Annotated in this window: 14 protein-coding genes and 1 pseudogene; 5 read left to right on the top strand and 10 right to left on the bottom strand. The window is 56.3% G+C overall.

The genetic code is table 11. The annotated features are described in order from the left end of the window. From ACF8AM_RS15130 to ACF8AM_RS15140, 3 genes and pseudogenes are all read left to right on the top strand, one after another. Window positions 1-569: pseudogene (locus tag ACF8AM_RS15130) on the top strand (hypothetical protein); the annotation flags it as partial. Window positions 570-785: 216 nt separating this feature from the next. Then, window positions 786-1,571: a hypothetical protein gene (locus tag ACF8AM_RS15135; protein ID WP_392556435.1), complete on the top strand. Its 786-nt coding sequence runs from the start codon at window positions 786-788 to the stop codon at window positions 1,569-1,571. After that, on the top strand, window positions 1,568-2,962 hold the full coding sequence (locus ACF8AM_RS15140) for a DUF11 domain-containing protein (protein WP_392556436.1): 1,395 nt from the start codon (window positions 1,568-1,570) through the stop codon (window positions 2,960-2,962). Before ACF8AM_RS15135 ends, ACF8AM_RS15140 begins: the two co-directional genes overlap by 4 nt. 88 nt (window positions 2,963-3,050) lie before the next feature. Here the strand turns inward: ACF8AM_RS15140 and ACF8AM_RS15145 are convergent, their stop codons facing one another. Further along, complete coding sequence (locus tag ACF8AM_RS15145; RefSeq protein ID WP_392556437.1) at window positions 3,051-8,171, bottom strand: Ig-like domain-containing protein; 5,121 nt, start codon at window positions 8,169-8,171, stop codon at window positions 3,051-3,053. A gap of 257 nt (window positions 8,172-8,428) precedes the next feature. Between ACF8AM_RS15145 and ACF8AM_RS15150 the strand changes: the two genes are divergently transcribed. Then, window positions 8,429-9,460 (top strand): protein kinase family protein, encoded by a 1,032-nt coding sequence (locus ACF8AM_RS15150; protein WP_392556438.1) that lies wholly within the window; start codon window positions 8,429-8,431, stop codon window positions 9,458-9,460. 135 nt (window positions 9,461-9,595) lie between these two features. Here the strand turns inward: ACF8AM_RS15150 and ACF8AM_RS15155 are convergent, their stop codons facing one another. Continuing rightward, entirely contained in the window at window positions 9,596-11,200 is a 1,605-nt protein-coding gene (locus ACF8AM_RS15155; protein WP_392556448.1) for a permease, read from the bottom strand. 314 nt (window positions 11,201-11,514) lie between these two features. On the opposite strand from ACF8AM_RS15155, the gene kdsB reads away from it, so the two are divergent. After that, complete coding sequence (gene kdsB, locus ACF8AM_RS15160) at window positions 11,515-12,267, top strand: 3-deoxy-manno-octulosonate cytidylyltransferase (protein WP_392556439.1); 753 nt, start codon at window positions 11,515-11,517, stop codon at window positions 12,265-12,267. Window positions 12,268-12,393: 126 nt separating this feature from the next. Here the strand turns inward: kdsB and ACF8AM_RS15165 are convergent, their stop codons facing one another. From ACF8AM_RS15165 to ACF8AM_RS15200, 8 genes are all read right to left on the bottom strand, one after another. Further along, window positions 12,394-12,705, bottom strand: coding sequence for a hypothetical protein (locus ACF8AM_RS15165; protein WP_392556440.1), 312 nt, complete (start codon window positions 12,703-12,705; stop codon window positions 12,394-12,396). Window positions 12,706-13,022: 317 nt separating this feature from the next. Next, complete coding sequence (locus ACF8AM_RS15170; RefSeq protein ID WP_392556441.1) at window positions 13,023-13,421, bottom strand: cytochrome C oxidase subunit IV family protein; 399 nt, start codon at window positions 13,419-13,421, stop codon at window positions 13,023-13,025. 63 nt (window positions 13,422-13,484) lie between these two features. Further along, window positions 13,485-14,771, bottom strand: a complete 1,287-nt coding sequence (locus ACF8AM_RS15175; RefSeq protein WP_392556442.1) for a cytochrome c oxidase subunit 3 — start codon at window positions 14,769-14,771, stop codon at window positions 13,485-13,487. Window positions 14,772-14,906: 135 nt separating this feature from the next. Continuing rightward, complete coding sequence (locus ACF8AM_RS15180; protein ID WP_392556443.1) at window positions 14,907-16,649, bottom strand: cbb3-type cytochrome c oxidase subunit I; 1,743 nt, start codon at window positions 16,647-16,649, stop codon at window positions 14,907-14,909. A 99-nt stretch (window positions 16,650-16,748) separates the two neighbouring features. Then, window positions 16,749-17,888, bottom strand: coding sequence for a c-type cytochrome (locus tag ACF8AM_RS15185; RefSeq protein WP_392556444.1), 1,140 nt, complete (start codon window positions 17,886-17,888; stop codon window positions 16,749-16,751). A 69-nt stretch (window positions 17,889-17,957) separates the two neighbouring features. Next, window positions 17,958-18,974, bottom strand: a complete 1,017-nt coding sequence (locus tag ACF8AM_RS15190; protein WP_392556445.1) for an SCO family protein — start codon at window positions 18,972-18,974, stop codon at window positions 17,958-17,960. Between the two features lie 41 nt (window positions 18,975-19,015). Next, window positions 19,016-19,312, bottom strand: coding sequence for a hypothetical protein (locus ACF8AM_RS15195; RefSeq protein ID WP_392556446.1), 297 nt, complete (start codon window positions 19,310-19,312; stop codon window positions 19,016-19,018). 72 nt (window positions 19,313-19,384) lie between these two features. Next, entirely contained in the window at window positions 19,385-19,561 is a 177-nt protein-coding gene (locus ACF8AM_RS15200) for a hypothetical protein (protein WP_392556447.1), read from the bottom strand. Window positions 19,562-19,713 lie beyond the last annotated feature (152 nt).

The following is a 19,713-nucleotide window of genomic DNA, read 5'->3' on the forward strand; positions in this document are numbered from 1 at the left end:
TGGCCGGTATCGACACACTCGTCAGCACTCGCCTCGATCCAGGCATCGACCCAATCGTCGAAGCCGACCGTCGCGGTAGCATCTTGGCCATCATCCGTTTGGGTGACAAAGACATCGAGATGGCTGGCGGCAACGGCGGAATGGCAATGGGCGGCATGATGGGTCCTCCCATCGCTGGCTTGCCTGCACCTTTCGCTCCAGCGATGACCGATGGATGCGGTGGCCCAAGTGCCGGCAAGTCCGGTACGCCAATGGGATTGCCCGGCATGATCGCTGGTGTCAACGCTCCTCAGTACGGAATGCCTCACACTGGCACGCCAATCGGATTGCCCGGACCACCTCACATCCCATTGGGTGCTCCCGCCGGTTTGAAAAAGCATGTGATTCGCAACCACACTCACATGAACATTCCGCGTCCTGTTGAGAAGATGAAAATCGATGTTCGCCAACAACCTGGCATGAGCTACCCCAACCCGGTCAGCCGTGTTCGGATCACCGAGCAGAACATCAACCCAGGCATTCCAAATGCTCGTCCTCACTACGACAAAGCCAGCCAAGGCGTCTACTAATCAGTAACGCTTGAATTGGAAAGTCGGTGACAACCGAACGCAGTCAGGCTCGCGGGCCTGACTGCTCCGAAATACGACGCGGTGTTTTGTTTCGGCAAAACGCCGCATCGTCACTGCCCAGAGCAACGATCAAACCTGCCCAAAGCAGATACAGCAACGCCCACGAGCTTGCCAAGTAGCTGCCCGAGAACGAATATCGCAACCGGATTGAGACTCATGGCAATCGCACGCATTACTCCGCCCAGCAACTTGCTGAATACCGGATGGGCTCTGCCTTCGCTCGCGATCGCCTGCGTGTTGGCAACCAGCGTCTCATCCTCAGCGGCCGATCCCTCCCAATATCTTTCGTCCAACGGACAACACCGATTGTTCAACGGTGCGATGCCACCGGGCGCGATCGCCGCCACACGACAGATGGCTGGTCCTGGCGGCACGGCTGCGATGGGCGTGCAGGCACCTTATTACCAACCCGTTCAGATCCGCGGCCCACAAGGTGTTCGATTCGCCCTGCCACAAATGGGCAGCTTTCAAGATCCTGAACCGGGTTTGATGGCGGGTCTCTTGGTCGGCCAAGTCTATCGCTTCCAAGTCACAGGGATTCGCGGCGCCGAAGGGGCTGAATTGTTCCCAACCTTGGAAATGGTCGACCGCACCTATCCGCCACCAGGATTGGCCACTCGCTATCCCATCATTGTCACGATTGACGAAGAAGACCTGCAAGCGGCGTTGGATGGCCAAATGGTCACACGCGTGATCTATCTCGAAGATCCACAAACCGCCGTGCCATTGGCTCAAGAACCCACGACCAACAGCGACACCGGCGGTGAAACCCCGATCGATGTGTCTCAGTTCCAAGACCCACTGCAAGTCGCAGATCGCCTCGGCCGAGTCGTCGCGATCTTGCGAATCGGGTCGCTCGCCCCGCCACGTTCTCAGGAACTGGCGCCCCAGTTTTTCTTTGGCTATCCCACCTGGGCACCCATCTTCAAGCCGGAATCATGATGCATCCAGCTCGCCTTTCCGAGGTTGCGATCCTATCGCAAACAACGAACATCGCACAACGAAACTTCGCACCTCTGTGCTTGGCTTGGTTTGCTGTTGGTGCTGCCGCACTGTTGATCAGCGGCTGTGCCACTCCGGTCGCCTCGCCGACAAGTTCGCTCACCCAGCATCCTGTTTCGCCGACACAACCGGCGCCGGCACAACCGGCGCCGGCACTCGCGCAAGCACCTGTCGCTTCCGCTCAACCTGCGTTGGATGTGGCGTCGCTGTATGGAGCAACTTCGGTGACGTCCAACGTTCCAGGTGCGAACGTCTCACTGGAACCATCCGGAATCGCCCAAGTGGGCTTCCGGAATCGAACAGCTTGCGGCTGCGGGAACACAACCTGTGCCGGAGAGTGCGGTGCCATCAACGGCATGGCAGGTGACTGTGTCGCGTGTCAGCCCATGCCAGCGATGCCCACGATGCGTGCTCCGTGGGGAGTCGACCCACAAGAGTTCCTTTGCGATGGTGGCGACCAAGATCCCCAGGCCCGTCTGACTCGGGGCGATGTGATCAATGGTTTGCAACCCGAAGACACCGTCACGCACTACACCACCGAAGCCGGTGACATCGAATTCTCGGCGTCCAACCGAGTCTGCGTTTACTCGCCACGCTTCGCATCCGTGCGTCGCATCACGGGCGCCATTTCAAACGATCGATCGATCACTGTCGGCGGCACGTTCCAGCCTGTGGGTCCCCGCGGCATCGACTTGGATCAACCTGGACTGGTCATGACCGACACCACCAAAATTGCTCACAGCGAGTTGACCCGACGTGTCGATGCGATGCGAGATCGCAACCGAGGTGTTCCAGTTGAAAACGTACAACAAATCGAAGTTGCCGAAGACGTCCTCGCCTTGCTGACCAACATCCGCCGACTCAGCTTGTCTGAGCTGGATGAGTCGCAACTGGCTCTCGTCGAACGCTTTGCCAACGCCGCGATCGCTTGGTCGATCGATGAATCGGTCGAGGTGGAGATCCAAGACTTGAAACCACCAACCTTGACACGCGATCAAAAGGTCGATGCGGTGGTCGTGTACGACTTCCCCGAAGCCGGACGCGTCAACCTGATCAAACTGGCCGACAAACAACACGCTCCGGTCGGCGATACAGTGACCTTCGCACTGCGATTGCAAAACGTGGGTGACTCGCCGGTCAACGGAGTTGTTGTGACGGACAACTTGACCACGCGTTTGGAATACATCGCCGAATCGGAATCCGCGACGATGGACGCTGAATTCAGCATTCAACCGAACCAAGCGGGCTCGGATCAATTGATCTGGAAATTGACCGAAGAACTCGGCGTCGGCGAAACCGTGACGATCGAATTCCAATGCAAAGTACGTTGAGTCCGATCGACCAATGAAAAAAAGCGTGACGAGGCCAAAGCCAAGTCACGCTTTTTGAAACGTTGAGATCAGAACGTCGCGTCAGGGATCAACCCCACAAACCAGCGACATCGTCGGCCAACAGATCCAGCAGATCGTCGTCATCTGAATCGGAATCCGAAGAGGTGTCACCCGACACCACGGCACCATTCGAAGAAGCATCCGCCGAACCGGACGCTCCACCAGTGACCTTGGAGTCAGCCGAGAGGTCACCGATTGCTTGATCAGTCGCATCACTGGCAAGCGTTTGGATGCCAGTCGAGATCGACTCACCAGCGGCCGCGATTGACTCACCTGAGGAGACGTCGTTTAGGTAGTTGATGACTCGCAGAGCATCGATGGCACTGACGCGTCGGTCACCGTTGACGTCGTGATAATACAAGTTCGAGTTTGCTGATCCGGGTTCACCCGCAACCGCCGAATCCAAACGGGACAATTCGTTGATGACCAACAAAGCGTCGATGGCGGTGACAAGGTTGTCACCGTTGACGTCCGCTGGCAGGTTCGTGTTTTGCAGTGGTTCCCCGCTGCCTGTGATCGTGAATGACAGCGAATCATAGATGATCTGCGAAGGATCCACTCGTTCGTCGCGGTCGTCCAACAATGTGTCTTGGAAAGGGAACCGGTCGGCTGGCGAGCCGGTGATGGTTGCCGTTCCTGGTGCGATCGCTTCGAAGTACAAGGTCGCCATCAAGGGGCTGACGCCCGTCGCGGGTTGTCCGGTGTCGTTCCGCAGCGAACCAAATTCGTCAATCAAACCTTCGCGTGTGTTCACGCCGACCGCGGCTTCGGAGTTGAATTCATCTGCGAACTCGACATCGAAATCAAAGTCGTCGCCCGAAATCGTGTCGGAAGGAACGATGCGTCCGGCGTCATACAAGACGTCCAGGAAACCAGCGAAGACGGGATATGGATCACGCTCGGTCAAATCGTCTGCGACAACTCGAACACCAAAGCGTTGGCCAACCGCGACCGTGGAAATCGGATTGCCCGATTCATCCACCAACTCGAAGTCGAACTCAGCCAGCGGGTCTTGATTGGCACCCACCACCAAAGTCACTTCCGCGATGCTGGTGACGATTCCGAATGTCGGGCTGGAAACCGTGGTCACGTACGTGAACGAGTCGTAACCGCTGAAGCCAATGTCAGCGGTGTAACCGATGTAGTCATCCGACAAATCGTTGGGCGTGCCGTTGTCACGAACAATCGCGACACCGTTGGCTGCACCTTGGTTGACTTCAAAGGAAATGACTTCGCCACCGACTCCCAACAAGTCATTGTCGAGAACATCGAGCTCGGATTCAAAACTGCTGCTGATCGACAGCCCGTCGCTATCAAGCCCAAGCGGGAACGAATCGTCCAACGCCGAGGGGAAATCAGGCCCGGCCGGTGCAATCGCGACTTCGACCGAACCGTATCGAATCTCGCTGAAGTCCAACGCGGTGGATTCATCAATCAACACCGTTTCACTGACGGCCGCGTCCGATGGATCCGCTTGGAAGACGGCAATCCCAGATCCAATCGCTTGAAGCGTGATGGTGAACAGTTCTTCGGGTCCAGTGTGAGACGCTACATCTTCACCTGTTCCATTGACGGTCGACAGATTCGAAATCGACTGAGCCGCACCGATTTCATCGAGCAATCCAGGCGTCAACGTGTTTCCGAGTTGGAAGCTACCAGGTGTTTCGAATTTAGGACCAAAGGTGATGTCGAATGGGAAGGCGTCACTCGAATCGGTGTCAACAGTTGTCACCAACTCACTGGAATACAACACGTCCAGGAATGCCGAAGCCAATCCTTGAGGCGTTTGGGCAGGCAATTCACGCAAGTCGTCCACGCTGACTCGCAATCGGAAAATATCGCCTTGTTGCAACGTTGGACGTGGCGTGTCGTTGACTTCGTCCAAAATTTCCAACGTGAAGGAGGCCAAGTCATCGGCATCGGCGTCCGGGTTGATCGAAACGGTCACGGTCGCCGTCGAGAAGTTATTCTCGCTGTCTTGAACCGTGTACATGAACTGTTCCGACCCCGTGAAACCAGCCGCAGGCGTGTACCGGACCGATTGATTGTTCTGGGTCAGGACAACGGTGCCGCCCGCAGAACCGTTGGTGACCGACGCCAAGGTCAGACCACCAGGGGCGTTCGATGCAATGTCATTGTCCAGAACATTCAACGGGAAACCACCGCTGCTGTTCGCGTTCGCTGGGATGCGATAAATGTCATCCAAAGCGATCGGGTCTTCGGTTTGGAACGTCACGTTGACGCTCACCGTGGCGGTCGCCACGTTGCCTTGCGTGTCCACCACGCGGTACTGAATGGTGTCTTGACCGACAAAGTTATTTGGCGGTGTGTAAAGCAACTGCTGTTGACCAGCCCCAGCGGAACTGATGGTCACCACGCCTTGAGTCGCAGCGGTGCCTTGGGTGGTGATCGTCAGCGGATTGGATGCTGAGTTGAAGTCATTGGCCAAGACATCAATCGGGAAACCCTGACTGTTGCGAGGCACCGACACACTGTCGTCATTGGCGAGGTCACCGTTGCTCAAAACACGAACGGCGTAGTCTTCCACTTCGCCCGAGCCGGCAAAGCCAGTCTCTGCGACATCCGTCTGTTGGCTCAGTCGGAAACGAGCAAAGGTGTCGAGCAAACCGCTCGCTGGCAACGTGAAGCTCGGCAAGGTCACCGGAACCGTTTGAACGCCGGACGACACAGCAACGTTGGAAACGTATCGTTCGTCGGAATCAAACGTGCCACTGCCGTCAACATCGATCCAACCTTGCAGGTAAGCCTGGCCACTGGTGGTGTTGTTGACCGTCACCTGGATCGTGCTGGTCGTTCCCGGAACCAACGGGCCGGTGAACTCGATGCCGTCTTCATCAGCACCATCACCGGTTGCATCAGCGGTCGGCTGGCCATCGTTTTCGCGGTCAACGGTGGCTCCGAGCGACAGCCCATCCAGAATCCCATGGCTCGCACCATTGGAGGCACTCAGAGTCCCGTAGGTGTCTGGAGCGTCACCAAAATCGCGTGACGAACGTCCACCAAAGTTGTAATCGTCAGCCGGTCCACTGCCGGGCGTCACGGTGTATTCACCGGACAACGGGATCGTTCGTTCGAACCCAGCCTCTTCCACTTCACGAATCGCGTAGGAATAGCTCAGGTCAGGAAGATCCAGCGTGTACAGGCCGTCTTCGTCGGTGATTGCAAACGGTTCGCCGAGGTCAGGCAGATTGTCGCCATCCAAATCCGCGTAGATGTAGGCTCCCTCGATGCCGGGTTCGCCGACATCGTACAGGCCGTTTTCGTTCACGTCTTCAAACTTCCGGCCCGTCACGTCCGACAGCACTTGGCGGAAACCGAAGCTTGGCAATGAGCTGCTGCTTCCCAACGTGACCGATCGACTGACCGGCGTGGTTGCCACGTAGTTGGAAGGCGTCATCGCGATGACGTTGTAGGTTCCCGATGCAGCGAACAAGCTGTACGTGCCATCGGTACCAGTGACGGTCGATGGATCGGTCGCACTCAGCAGACCGTCCCCATCCACGTCCAAGAAGACCGTCACGCCGCTGAGCCCACTGTCACCGGTGAAGGTGCCGCTGCCGTTGGTGTCATTGAAAATTCGTCCGGTCGCACTCGAGCCGACCGTTCCCGTGGACAAGCCATAGGCGATCGAGTGAGCGGTGAAGTTGGTCCCAAAGATTCCTTCGACCAGCGAAAAGACATCCGTCTCGAATGTAGATGGGACATCGTCCGCGGTACCGTAGATGCCGTCGGGACCAATTCCGATCAATTGATCATCGGCGATTGGATCGCCACCTTCATCGCTGACATTCCCGACCAAGTTGGTGCCATCGGTGTGCCGGATTCCCAGGATGTGTGCCGCTTCGTGAGCTGCAATGCCACCCAGATACGTCGCCAAGACGTCGAACTCACTGGAACCTGCCGAACGGGCGTAGGCCTGAGCGACCGGAACCCATGTGTCCAATTGAACAATGGCGTATTCATCGAGTTTGAAGTTCCCGACGTCGACTGATTCAGCAACTGTCGCTTCGAACCCATAGTCCGTCGAGGCCCCCGTGACCAAAACACGCGATACGTTCGGATTGCTGCCCGGATCGGGGTCTTCCAAACTGTTGAGGATCGTGACCCCGTAATCGCCAGGGTTTCCGGTCGAGTCATAGTCACCGTTGATGTTTTTCGCACCGACGTCTTCGAAGATGCGTTCGACTTCGGCGGCGATCGACAGTTGCAAGTTCTCAATCGCACCTGCCGCTTGGTTGACCACTCCCAATCCGCTCAGGGTTTGTTCGATGCCAGGGATGAATGCGACGCCGCCCAGAATTGGGTCACCAGCGGGAGCATAAATTTCACGCAGGACCGCCCGGGGGAACGCCCCACCGTCGAAGTCCAAGTAAATGACCTGGCCTTCGCCGACTGGCAAGCTCTCGGTCACCGGCCGATAAGCCCGCAAGCCCAGGGTGTAATCGACGCTGGTCGACTCACCCGAAACCATCACATAGTAGGTGCCGTCTTCGGGAACGATTTGAGCAAAGGCTTGGTTGCCCAACGTTTGCAGCGGTGAATCAGCGGGGTAAGTGTCGTACTGAGTCGTCGAGCCATTCAGAACGCTGTCCACGGCGAACCAAACTTGACCGCTGGGCAGCATCACGGTGAACTGGGCTGAACCGCCAAGCGTTGCAACATCCAGAATGTCGCCGGCTTGAAGATCGAACGAGAACACGTCGATGTCAGTGGTCACCCCAAGATTGCCACGCGGGAAGATCCCTGCCGTGCCGCTCAGGTCAATCGTGTCACGCTGTCCCGCACCGGTCCCCAACGGCAAGAACTCAGCGTCCTGGAAAAAATCATTCTCGCCGAATTCTCCGCGAGCCTCGGATTCCGACATCGGGAACGAGGAGACCGTACCGACATTGCGAGGACCGTCGTATTCGTCCAACGGCGGGGTATTCGAGACAATCCCATCCGCGGCCAAGAGCTGGCGGGTTTCCAACCCTTCCATCATCAGGCGGCGTTTCTGGGTGCGTTTACTTCGGCGGTCGCTGCGGCGTTTCGAGCGTCCTTTGCCCGCAGTGGAATCGGATGGAGTTCGCTCGCTAGCGGCTTGAGAAGTCCAATCCGACGACGGTTGAGAAGGCTGACGATGAATCATCGAGGGTCTCTGGCAGGATGGGCCCCTGGGGACCAGAAAAGGGGAAGCAGTGCTGTCACACGCCTGTCGGCATTTCGTGACGATGCGGAAGTGGCCACAAACAGCAAACCGCGACAGCGAGTCTAGTTAGGGGCGATGCGGTGTCAACGAAATGCCTCCTTTGTGACGTCAACACGATCCACAAAGTTCCCCGAATGAATCATCCACTTCCTACAACCCGCACAACCAACCCCTGTCGAATCCGGGGAAATGAGCGATTGAGCCGTCAATCATACCGAATTGGCGAACTTTTCCGGTCGCCGGGAGTCGATTCGACCGGAACCATCGACCGAGTCGATGTCATTCTCGGTTCCGGATCAATCCGTTTGTCCGCTCCCAGACCGCTTCGCCTTCTGTTTGGATCGCTCATGTTTGGCAAATCCCGCGCGTCATCGAAAACCACGTCTGCCGCCGAGACGCCCACCTGCTCCATGAACAGCCCGTTTTCTCAACGAATTCAAGGGATTTGGCGCGTCGGCCGCTCGGTTGCCCGAGGCCAGGGGACTGAATTGTTCCTGGCTCAACCCGCAGACGCCGCCGACAGCCCACGCTGGGACTACGTCCTCAAAACAACCGCCTCGACAGACAATCCAGGCATCCCAGCCGTCCAACCATCGCGACGTTTCGCACAAATCATCGCTTCCTCCGGGATCAAACACCCCAATTTGATCCCCATTCTGGACCAATCCGCCGGCGGAACCTCCCCCTACGTCGTGATGCCGCGGCTGGACGCGTTGAATTTGACTGATCAGATATCAAAAATCTCCTCATTCGCTTTGCCCGTGGCCCTCTGGTGGACCCGGCAACTGGCTCAAGCCACCCAGGCTCTGCATCAAAATGGCTGGATTCACGGAGACATCAATCCCAGCAATGTCCTGGTCGATGCCCAGGGCCACGTCACTCTGATCGATCTGGGTAGCGCCGCGAGAATTCATTCGCCCATGCAGCCCCTGTTCCGTGGAACCCCAGAATACGCCGCCCCGGAACTCGCCGCCGGCAACACGGCTGCCCTGCCTGCCATGGACGTGCACTCGCTCGGCCAAATTCTACTGCAGACCCTCGCGTTCACCGAACCGACTCAATCACGTAGCATCGAACCGGTCGCTGAGTTGATCGAACAAATGGTCTCCCCCGACCCCCTCGAACGTCCCACGGCTGACACGGTCGTCACCCGACTGCTCCAACTCGAAATCGAAACCTTGGGATGCCACATCGTTCCCGAACGCGGCACCACTCGCCGAGCCGCCTAAGCAGGTTCGCAGGTGTCATCGGGTAGGTGAGCCGTTGGCGTTAGCTGCGGTTTTCATGCACAACCGGGGCGAACGCCGAATGGCTCACAGGGTTGTGCTTGATCATTCCTGCCGACTTGCCTAACAGCCCCGTTTTCAAGCTTCCGAGTTCTTTGGCAAGAACCACGACCAAGCGATCAAGAATCCGCCGGTGATCGCGTACCCGGCCACGTATTCCATCACTTTGGAAAGATGCTCGTCGGGCAATCCCAGCGAGCTCGACTCACCAAACAGAAACGGCACGAACAGACGATTGCCTTCGATTGGTGAATGCATCACGCCAAAGCAGGTCAACACCGCCGCGCCGAGCATCACGACGCCGGCCCGAATCAACTTGCGATCAATCATCGAAGCCAACGCCCAAGACCACAGCAACCCGGTCACGATGAAACCGTTGCTCAGCATTCGCAAGGTTTGCAAATCATGCTTCAACGGACCTCCTTGCAACGAGTCCATTGTGTGCCCGCCCTGGAGCATCAACGAATCCCCAAAGATTCGATCCGGCAAACTCATCGCCAGGTAAGCCAACGCTGGCAAACAAGCAATCACAACCGCCGCATAATGCTTTCGCGGCGTTGCCATGAATGTCTGCGCCGTGATCTCCAACCCGACGAACACCAAAATCGGATACACCGCCGGCGCAGGAATCCAAGCATTCAACAACGCAAAGTAACCCACGATTCCGGCCGAGCCAACCAACAACGCGGTTGCCAACGTGTACGCCGCTCGGCCGCCCATCGCTTTGTATGCCGGGTGCCCGATGTAAGGTGTCGTTTGAATCACGCCGCCGGACACCCCAGCCAAAAACGTCGCCGCAGCTTCGACTCCCAAGACCGTGCGTGCGTCGTACTCATCCCCAGCCGACGCGGCTGATTCGGTGCAATCAATCCCGCCGACCACCGTGGCCAGAGCGAACGGCAACACAAACGGCAAAAACGGAACGGCGTCGGGAAAGGCTCCCCACCAAGTCCCTTGCCAAGATTCCATCCACTGAGTCGGAAACCAAACGGTTGGCTGAGAAGTGGGAAATTCATATCCCGCCACTTCCAGCAAACACAACAAGTAATAAATGCCGCCGGCGACAATCAACGCCCCCAATGTCCCCGGAGTTCGCCCCGGCAAAGGCAAGTGAGCGATCAAAGTCCCCAGCACCATCACCAACGCCAGCAATCCCGGCAAAGGAGAACCCAAGATGTGAGTCAAAGGGAAAAAGCTGATCAGCACCAAGGCGATCGCGGCCAACGATCCCAACAAACCCGCTCGCGGAATCGCATCCCGAACAACTTGGCCAAACGGTGCCAATACCAACTTCAACACACCGCACATCACGGTGCACCAAATCCCAATGAACCAAGTGTGACGGGCCGCTTCAAACTCCGTCATCCCGTCCGCGCGAGCCGCTAAGAACGCGGGTCCCAACACCAACAGGATCATCCCAAACGTCGACGGAGTGTCCAAACCCAAAGGCATCGCAGTCACGTCATCGCGATTCTCTCGGCGCCCCATCCGCAACGCAATGAAGAAGAACGCGATGTCGCCCAACATCACACCAAGCGCCGTCCCAGGCACCATGTGCGTGACCGTGAACTCCGCCGGCAAACCAAAACCGGCCAGCAGCGCTGTCATCAACAACAACCCCGCAACATTGTCCAGCATCAACCCAAAGAAAGCGTTGATGTCGCCCGATGTCGCCCACCAAATCGCTGGCGATTTCTGGTCCGTTGTTTGCTCTGCACCAGACATGAAAAACCTATTGTTGACGAATCGAGTGGGCCGCGATCAATACAGCTCCATTCCGTAGGCCTAGTTCTAACCGGATTCAAAGCGCGGCGGTGCGTTCGGCCGAGCCACCGAGCGATATTCATCCCCCAGCGTTTCCGAATCGATCCTTGTGCCGGGAACAATGGCGTTCACGCCTCGCCCCCCACTTCCTTTCCACCCTTGCCGTCCGGGATTGCCCTGCGTCAACTTCACCGATCAACTGACACCATTTCCCCCAAGCCATCGGAACCACCATGAAGTGCATGATCGTCATTCCCGCTCGCTTGGCATCCTCTCGCCTCAGCCAAAAACTGCTTCTGCAAGCGGCGGGTAAATCGGTGCTCCAGCACACCTACGAAGCGGCGATGAAGTCCTCTCTCGCAAACGATGTCATCGTTGCCGTGGACGACCCTCGATTGGCCGCCGAGGTCGCTTCCTTTGGTGGACAAGCTCGACTGACCAGCGTCGACTGCCAAAGCGGTACCGACCGGATCGCAGAAGTCGCCCTGCTGCATGAAGACATCGACATCTTCATCAACGTTCAAGGCGATGAACCAGAAATTGATCCGCTGACCATTGATGCGGTCGCAAACCGGTTGATGGAACACCCCGAAGCTGACATCGCCACCGCCGCCTGCCCGATTCGTGATCGCGAAAGAGTGGAAGATCCAAACTGCGTCAAAGCCGTGCTGGGAGATGACCAAAGAGCGATCACGTTCAGCCGCGCCGCCGTTCCCCATCCACGTGACGGACTGACCGATGCGCTGCTGAATGCAGAGCCCGCGAATTATTGGCAACACATCGGACTATACGCCTACCGCCGCGAATTTTTGCTTTGGTTCGCAACACAACCACCGGGAAGACTCGAACAGATTGAAAAGCTCGAACAACTACGAGCGATCGAAGCCGGCAAGACCATCGTTGTCGCTCCCGTTGCGGACTCCGCGCCAGGAATTGACACCCTTGAAGACTTCCGAGCCTTCACGGCTCGAATCGAATCAAGGTAAAAACCGGAGCGGAAAACCTGCGGCCACCAATGCGTTGCAGGCACTCCCGTTCCATCTTTCTCGATCCTCGCGACGTGGCCCATACAGGCCAGCCTCCCTGGCGGCCGAAACGCGAGAAGAAAATTTCTAGCGACGGCCGAACGGTCGAGCCATTCCTCGTCCACCGGGCACGCCATCCGTGCCAATCACGACTCGTCGAAGCGGACGATAGGTCAATGGAACCTCCTCCGCACTGTCCACCCAACGAATGGTGTTGCCATAAACATGAAACAACCGGCCAGGGCGTTCGGTGATGGGGGTCGATTGAATTTGGGCACGGTACTGCCCAGTCGGAACCACAACCGGGCTCCAATCTTCTGCGCCTACTTTCGCAGAACCGCTTGCCACCAAAGTTCCAATACCTATTGCTGCCAACCAAGCCAACACAGAACCGGACATAGAACGCATCGCTCGTTTTCTCCTGAATGAATGTCTGAACTTGCAAACATACGTCAAGAAAACAATTTAGGCAGCCTTGGTCAACCTTTCGGACTGGAAAACCTGGCCTGACGACCAAAACGATGATGCATGGAGTGCATCCGTCCACCGCCTCCACGGGAACGCATATCCCCCAGCACAAGCAATCCGTCGGGCAACCGCCTATCCAGACACCGCACTTGCTCGGCGCTCCGACCATAGAAAAAAAGCCCGGTCACGAAGTGCCGGGCCAAATTCAAATCATCTTTGTTGGGCTTCACGTCCGCCACTGGACGTCTCTACATCTCGACGGAAACCACCGCTGGCGCCTCGTCGACTTTGTTCTCAGCAGCCCCTGACGTCATCTTCGCATCGCTGAGCGTGATGGAGACGAACAAGCCGACAAACACAAAGGACGCAAGAAACACAATCAGGTTGAAAGGTTTGTCAAACGCCAGGTGCATGAAAAACAGCCCCACCAAAACCGCCTTGATCGTTGCGATGAACATCACCACCGCGATATCCATGCTGCCCAACTCGTAGTTGGCCTGAAAGACCGTCACGATTGTTAGGAAGACCAACGCGCCGAACACGCCGAACAACAACGGCAACGGCAATGGGTGAGCAAAATCGCCCTCGGCATGGCCGTCGTGCGAATCTGAGTGAGCGGTGGAAGCGGAATGTCCGTGGTCAGACATGTTGCAACTTTCGATGGGTCGTTATTTGAGAGTGAATGCGTGTCGAGTCGTCAAGCGACGCGACTAGCGAATCAGATACAGCAATGGGAACAAGTAGATCCAAATCAAGTCGACCAAGTGCCAGTACAGGCCGACGTAATCCACGGGACCAAAGTACTGTCGATTGAAATCCTGACGGATCGCTCGGATCAACAACCAAACCAGTACACCAATCCCAGCCAGAATGTGAATCGCGTGAACACCGGTCATGCAGTAGTAGATGCCGAAGAACACACCGGCTTGACGAGGCGTGTTGACATTGCCCTTGACCGATGAAATTCCAGTGTCACTTTCCGAAGCGTCTTTCAGCACTTTGCCTTCGGCAATCGACTGCTGTGTCTTTTCGGCGGCAACCAAGTCTTTCAGACCGGTGTTGGTCTCGTTTTCTGCCAGCAACTTGACCGCGGCGTAGTCTTCGCCCAACGGCGTTTCCAAGCTGTCGCTGTCTGTTTCCGAGGAGTGGTCAACATCCGCAATCGCGTGCGAATGATCTGCTTCCGCGTGACCTTCGCCTTCGTGTTCCGCTGCATGCTCTGCATCGGCATGGTCACCTGCCACCGCGAAGTGATCGTCGCCGTGGTGCTCTCCTCCAGATTCAAGGAACGTTCCCAATCCAACGCCACCAAAGAAGCTCAGGGCGACAACCAGCAATGGCTTCGCACAAGCGTATTGGAACGCATTGCCGGACAACTTCGCGATCACCAACCAGATGAAGACACCCGCTGCGATCAACGCAAACGGGGCACACAGGAAGTACAAACTATTCGTCAGAAAGAACGCAGTGGACTCAGAAAAACCATGCAATTCGACCAACTGTTGGGCAGTCGGGTGCTCGTTCGCTGCGCTGTAGAAATACGAACCAGGCGGCAGCAACCCCATGCCCCACTTGTGAGAATACTCGATCGATTTCACGCCCAAGAAAACCATCGCACAAGATAGTGTCGTCGCGATCAACGCAACCAACTTCTTGTGCTCTTCGGTTTGAGAGCAGCGAACGGCCCAAGCCATCGTCAGCGAACTGAACAGCAGCACACCCGTGTTGATCGCACCAAGCTTGGTGTTCAAAAACTCGCTGCAACCGACGAACACATCGGGCCGAAGCATTCGGAAGATGGCGTACGCACAGAACATCCCACTGAAGAACAAAATTTCAGTGACCAAGAACAACCAGATGCCCAGCTTGCCGCTGTCAAATTGCTGTTCTGGAGTCTCGAAATGGTGCGCCAACCAAGACGGATGGTCATGATCGTGCCCATGCGAATCGTCCGCGTGAGCATCGGTTGGTGAAGATACGGAGTCGATCGTTGCCATGAGCGGTGGGCCGACGTGTGAACTGATTCAAAACGGAAAGCGACACCAATCCGATGCCGCGGGATTTATAACAACTGCCCCTCGGCGTCGCACGATCCAACCAGATGGACAATTCGACGCAGGGCAAACCTCTAACTACTTTTGGCCGCCAGCGTGGGCGGGAACTTCTTCCGGCGTGGTTTCAGGAACCAATTTGCGTTCGGGTTCCGTCATGATGTAACGCTCGTTCTCGGCATCCCATTCCAAGTTGTGGAAGTCGTACGGGTCGCCAACAACAGGTGGACGTTCAAAGTTGTAATACGGCGGCGGGCTGGTGCACTGCCATTCCAACGTCACGCCACCCCATGGGTTGGCAGGAGCACGACGGCCTTTGACCAACGACACCATCAACACGATGAACGCATACAGCAAACCAATCCCCAGCAACAACGCACCAAACGTGCTGAGCTGGTGCAGGAAAGCGAATTCGGGATCGTAGGTCGCGTAACGACGAGGCATTCCACGGCTACCCAACACAAATTGCGGAAGGAAAGTGCCGTTGAATCCGAGGAACACCAACAGCGAAGCGATTCGCCCGTGACTCTCGTTGTACAGCTTGCCAACCATCTTCGGCCACCAGTGGAATACGCCACCAAGAAACGCGATCAACGTTCCGCCAACCATCACATAGTGGAAGTGAGCGACCACGAAGTAAGTGTCGTGGAGGTGCAAGTCCGTCGCCAGCGTTCCCAAGAACAAACCGGTCAAACCACCGATCGTGAACAAGAAGATGAACGAAATCGCGTAGCACATCGGCGTCGTCAGGCTGATCGACCCCTTGTACATCGTCGCCAACCAGTTGAACACTTTGATGGCTGACGGCACCGACACGGTGAACGTCAAAGCCGAAAACACGATCGTGGTCAATGAGCTCATGCCTGCGGTGAACATGTGGTGTCCCCAGACCAAAAAGCCCAACAGAGCAATCGCGATCGAGGAATAGGCGATGAAGCGGTAGCCAAAGATGTGCTTGTGGCTGTGCACGCTGATCAGCTCACTGATGATGCCGAAGGCGGGCAAAATCATGATGTAAACAGCAGGGTGGCTGTAGAACCAGAAAAAGTGCTGGTAGGTGACCGGGTCGCCGTTGAACTCAGGATCGAAAATCCCGATGTGCATCGTGCGTTCGGCGATCAACAACAGCAACGTGATCCCCAGCACGGGCGTGGCCAAAACCTGAATGATGCTGGTGGCGTAGGTCGCCCACAGGAACAATGGCATTTTGAACCAGGTCATTCCTGGCGGACGCATCGTGTTGATGGTCACGATGAAGTTCAATCCGGTGAAGATCGAGCTGAAACCAAGAATGAAGGCACCCAAGGTGGCCAAAATCACCGACGTGTCAGTCGTTGTGCTGTATGGCGTGTAGAACGTCCAACCGGTATCCAGACCACTGCTGAACAACGCGCTGACAAAGAACAACGCACCAAATGCCCACAGATAAAAACTACTGAGGTTCAAACGCGGGAAACCAACGTCCTTCGCTCCCAGCATCACCGGAACCAGGAAGTTCCCCAGCGCCGCCGGGATACTCGGAATGATGAACAAGAACACCATGATCGCCCCGTGAAGGGTGAACACTTGGTTGTAGATGTTGTTCCCTTCAGCACTCGTGAACAGCAACCCATCTGGTTTCAACAAGTGCAAGCGAATCGCGAGGGCTAGCAGACCACCGACCGCGAACGATGCCATCACACCAATCAAATACATCATCCCGATGCGTTTGTGATCCAGCGTGAACACCCAACTGAGGATGCCCGAGGAGTTGGTCAGGTAGTTTTCGCGTTCGGTTGGATAACCGGGGTCGCGAGTGCCCGCTGGGAGTGTTGCATTGGACATATTGGCGTCCCTTCTGGAGACCGTAAAACGTGTCGGTGATGGGTGTGCTTTGAAAAGGCTTCAGTCAGTTTACCGAATCAGCCCGAATCTCTAAACGAATTATTCCGCGGATTCTTCTTCTGGTTCCGCTTCGGCAGACGGCGTCGGAGCGCTTTCGCTAATGGATTTCAAGTACGCGATGATCGAAGCGATGTCGTCGTCGCTGAGTTGACCTTTGTAGCTCGGCATGACGGGTTGATACCCCGCTACCACCTTGGCCTTCGGTGCGAGAATCGATTCGCGAACGTAATTTTCGTCCACGACTTGGTTTTCACCGGTGGTTAGGCCGTGCTGGCTGCCGAACAAGTCTTTGAACGATGGACCGACCAGTTTGGAACCGTCGACGGAATGGCATCCCGAACATCCGCGCCGAGCGTAGAGCAACGCTCCCCACTCCTCCATCGAAACGTCGCCGCGACTGCTGTTCGCTTTGATCCACGCGTCCAAGTCGGCTTGTGTTTCGTGGACCACGACCGCCGTTTGCATTTCCGAGTGGTTCGTTCCGCAGTACTCGGCACAATACAGATCGAAGAACGTGTAACCTTCGGGAGTGACCTGATGCTTGTCATAATCCCAGGAAGTCCCCTCGCTTTGCTTCTTCAGCTTGGCGAGTTCCTCATCGCTGATCTTTTCGCTGGCAACGGTCGGCTTGAACCACATGTAGTTGTACCGGCCCGGCACGACGTCTTTCTTTGCCCGAAACGCCGGGATGAACACGCTGTGAATCACGTCGGTGCTTCGCATCGACAACTTGGTCGGCTCATCTTTGACAATGTGCAACTCGGGGTGGAACGTGCCGTTCCCGTAATCCATCGTCCAGCCCCATTTGAAGGCCTGCAAACCAATGTCGTACGAACCTTCCGGGGGAGTCCGCATGTCCAAGAAGGAGATCGATCCCTGAACGAACATCCACACCAACAACACCGAAGGCCCGATCGACCACGTCAATTCCAAAGTCGTGTGGTGCGACAGTTGGCTTTCGGCCTTGGTTCCGCGAGCCTTGATGTACTTGAACAGGCACCAAACCATGAACGCCATCATCGGCACGAAGAATGCCAAGCTGATGTACAGGATCAGGTCGTAAACCCAATCCACTTCTTCGGCGAACGAGGAACCTTGGGTTGGAAACCAAAAGTCCACGTTCTTGTCAGCCAACAAAGTTGGAAACGTCATGGCGAGCGATTCGATTGCAGGAAACATTTGAGTGAATGATTTTCAGGTCGCAGTGGGTTCGGTTGTCTGGTCTCACGCGAAATTCGCGAGCAGGGGTCAGTCGGCATTTCCGGACAAATGCCACTGCGTTGGTTTCAAGGGAGTGCCGTCCGATGCTTCATCGGTATTGGCGGTTGCCTCGACATCGTCGCCTGATAGGCCGTCGTCCGCAGCGTGGGCTGGCGATCCTTTACGGCCTCGCCAATACGGCAGCAACGCCAAACCAAGCAAAGTGATCGTCATGCCGCCGCCAAGTCGCATCAGCTTCCAAGCTTGCGGGACATAGCTGTTTTCGTTGGGATCGTAGCTGTAACACCACAGCACAAACTGGTCGACGATCCCGCCCACGTTGCCTTGTCCTGCTTCCACCAAAGCCAACTTCATTTGGTCCGGCGGAAAAGCGACGCCCAACGAGTATCGCGTGATCACACCATCGGGTGAAACAAACGCCAGCATCGCGGGGTGAGCGTATTCTTTTGTGCGGGAGTTGTACTTGTACGAAAATCCGACTTCCTTGGCCAAGCGATCCACGTTGGCTTTGGTAGTCCTCGTGAAAGACCACCCCTCTTCCGCCTTGGGATGCGAAGGAACCTGTTCAACGTAGCGTTGTTTTGTGTCGCGAAGGCGTTGGTCGGTTTCAGTTGGGTCGATGCTGACACTGAGCAATTGAAAATCTTCACCGATCTTCAAATCGTTCATCTTCTCGAGTGACTGAGCCAGTTGATTCAACTGCACGTTGCAAAGCATCGGGCAGTTGCTGTAGTTCAGCGTCAAAATCAGCGAACGTTCCCCGTCGAGATAATGACTCAGCGTGAACTTCCGTCCCTTCGAATCGACCAGCTTCATTTCGCCGGGCAATTGGTTGCCCAAACGTTGTTCAACGGTGACGTCTTGGACCCCCTTGGGAATCCCATCGTTCAGCAGAACTGGAGCCCCCTGTTCCATCGCTCCAGTACTGGGCTGGGCCCATGCCGATGAGTCGCTCGTGAATACACAGACAATCATCCCAGCAACGAACATCCAGCTTGCGGTCAGCAAGTGGTTCGTGATGCGGCGGGAATCGTGCGTGTTCATTGGATTCACTGGGGGAACTGGGTGGTTGAGAACGGCGTGACTCAGGCTTCGTCTTGCGATTCAGCTTTCGTGACCATGTTCTTCATCGCGTCTTCAACGGGAATTGTCACATTTCCGGTTTCGGGATCCACGCCGTAACGTGAAATCTCAGCGGATTGATCGGCAAGCACTGCGTTCTGACGCGTGTACGAAGCCGATGAAATCTTGCGTCCATCGACAATGTCCGCCATCGCGAAATACAGCACCTGCACTGCTAACACGGTAACCGCAGTGACCGTAATCGAGATCACACTGATGACCGCGATTCGTTTGACATTGAGGTCGTCGTAGGCTGCCATGAGGAAGGATTCAGTAGAAAGGAGATGGGTAGGGTCCGACCAGCGGCAAATTGCCGCAAAACGCAGATCGGTTTAGAAATTTTCAAATGCCAGCGACTCACCCAATCGAGGGTCACGCACCGCGACAACGCGACTTCCGGCAGCCAGTTTCAACATCAGTCCCAGCATCAGGGCGACCATTCCGAGAACGCAGATCAACGTTGCGAGGATGCCCGTCGCACCGCCCAAGCCCTTTCCGGCTTCGGGCATGATGATCCAGAACAAATCAACCAGGTTCGACGGCATCGACCGGCTGAAGATCGTTTTTGTCGATGGCATCTTCGATCCGGAGCGCTCGGATGATCTGACCCTCGAAGGGGTCGAGATCGACCGGCTGGAGGATGTCTGCTGTACCAAGGAAC

Source organism: Rhodopirellula sp. JB055 (genome assembly GCF_043100905.1).
GTDB lineage: Bacteria > Planctomycetota > Planctomycetia > Pirellulales > Pirellulaceae > Rhodopirellula.

What these genes read in the sequence shown, in the direction of transcription:
- kdsB (WP_392556439.1), top strand. Translation starts at nt 11,515, where the DNA reads ATGAAGTGCATGATCGTCATTCCCGCTCGCTTGGCATCCTCTCGCCTC.
- ACF8AM_RS15145 (WP_392556437.1), bottom strand. Translation starts at nt 8,171, where the DNA reads ATGATTCATCGTCAGCCTTCTCAACCGTCGTCGGATTGGACTTCTCAA.
- ACF8AM_RS15190 (WP_392556445.1), bottom strand. Translation starts at nt 18,974, where the DNA reads ATGAACACGCACGATTCCCGCCGCATCACGAACCACTTGCTGACCGCA.
- ACF8AM_RS15185 (WP_392556444.1), bottom strand. Translation starts at nt 17,888, where the DNA reads ATGTTTCCTGCAATCGAATCGCTCGCCATGACGTTTCCAACTTTGTTG.
- ACF8AM_RS15170 (WP_392556441.1), bottom strand. Translation starts at nt 13,421, where the DNA reads ATGTCTGACCACGGACATTCCGCTTCCACCGCTCACTCAGATTCGCAC.
- ACF8AM_RS15165 (WP_392556440.1), bottom strand. Translation starts at nt 12,705, where the DNA reads ATGTCCGGTTCTGTGTTGGCTTGGTTGGCAGCAATAGGTATTGGAACT.
- ACF8AM_RS15175 (WP_392556442.1), bottom strand. Translation starts at nt 14,771, where the DNA reads ATGGCAACGATCGACTCCGTATCTTCACCAACCGATGCTCACGCGGAC.
- ACF8AM_RS15180 (WP_392556443.1), bottom strand. Translation starts at nt 16,649, where the DNA reads ATGTCCAATGCAACACTCCCAGCGGGCACTCGCGACCCCGGTTATCCA.
- ACF8AM_RS15200 (WP_392556447.1), bottom strand. Translation starts at nt 19,561, where the DNA reads ATGCCCGAAGCCGGAAAGGGCTTGGGCGGTGCGACGGGCATCCTCGCA.
- ACF8AM_RS15140 (WP_392556436.1), top strand. Translation starts at nt 1,568, where the DNA reads ATGATGCATCCAGCTCGCCTTTCCGAGGTTGCGATCCTATCGCAAACA.
- ACF8AM_RS15195 (WP_392556446.1), bottom strand. Translation starts at nt 19,312, where the DNA reads ATGGCAGCCTACGACGACCTCAATGTCAAACGAATCGCGGTCATCAGT.
- ACF8AM_RS15135 (WP_392556435.1), top strand. Translation starts at nt 786, where the DNA reads ATGGCAATCGCACGCATTACTCCGCCCAGCAACTTGCTGAATACCGGA.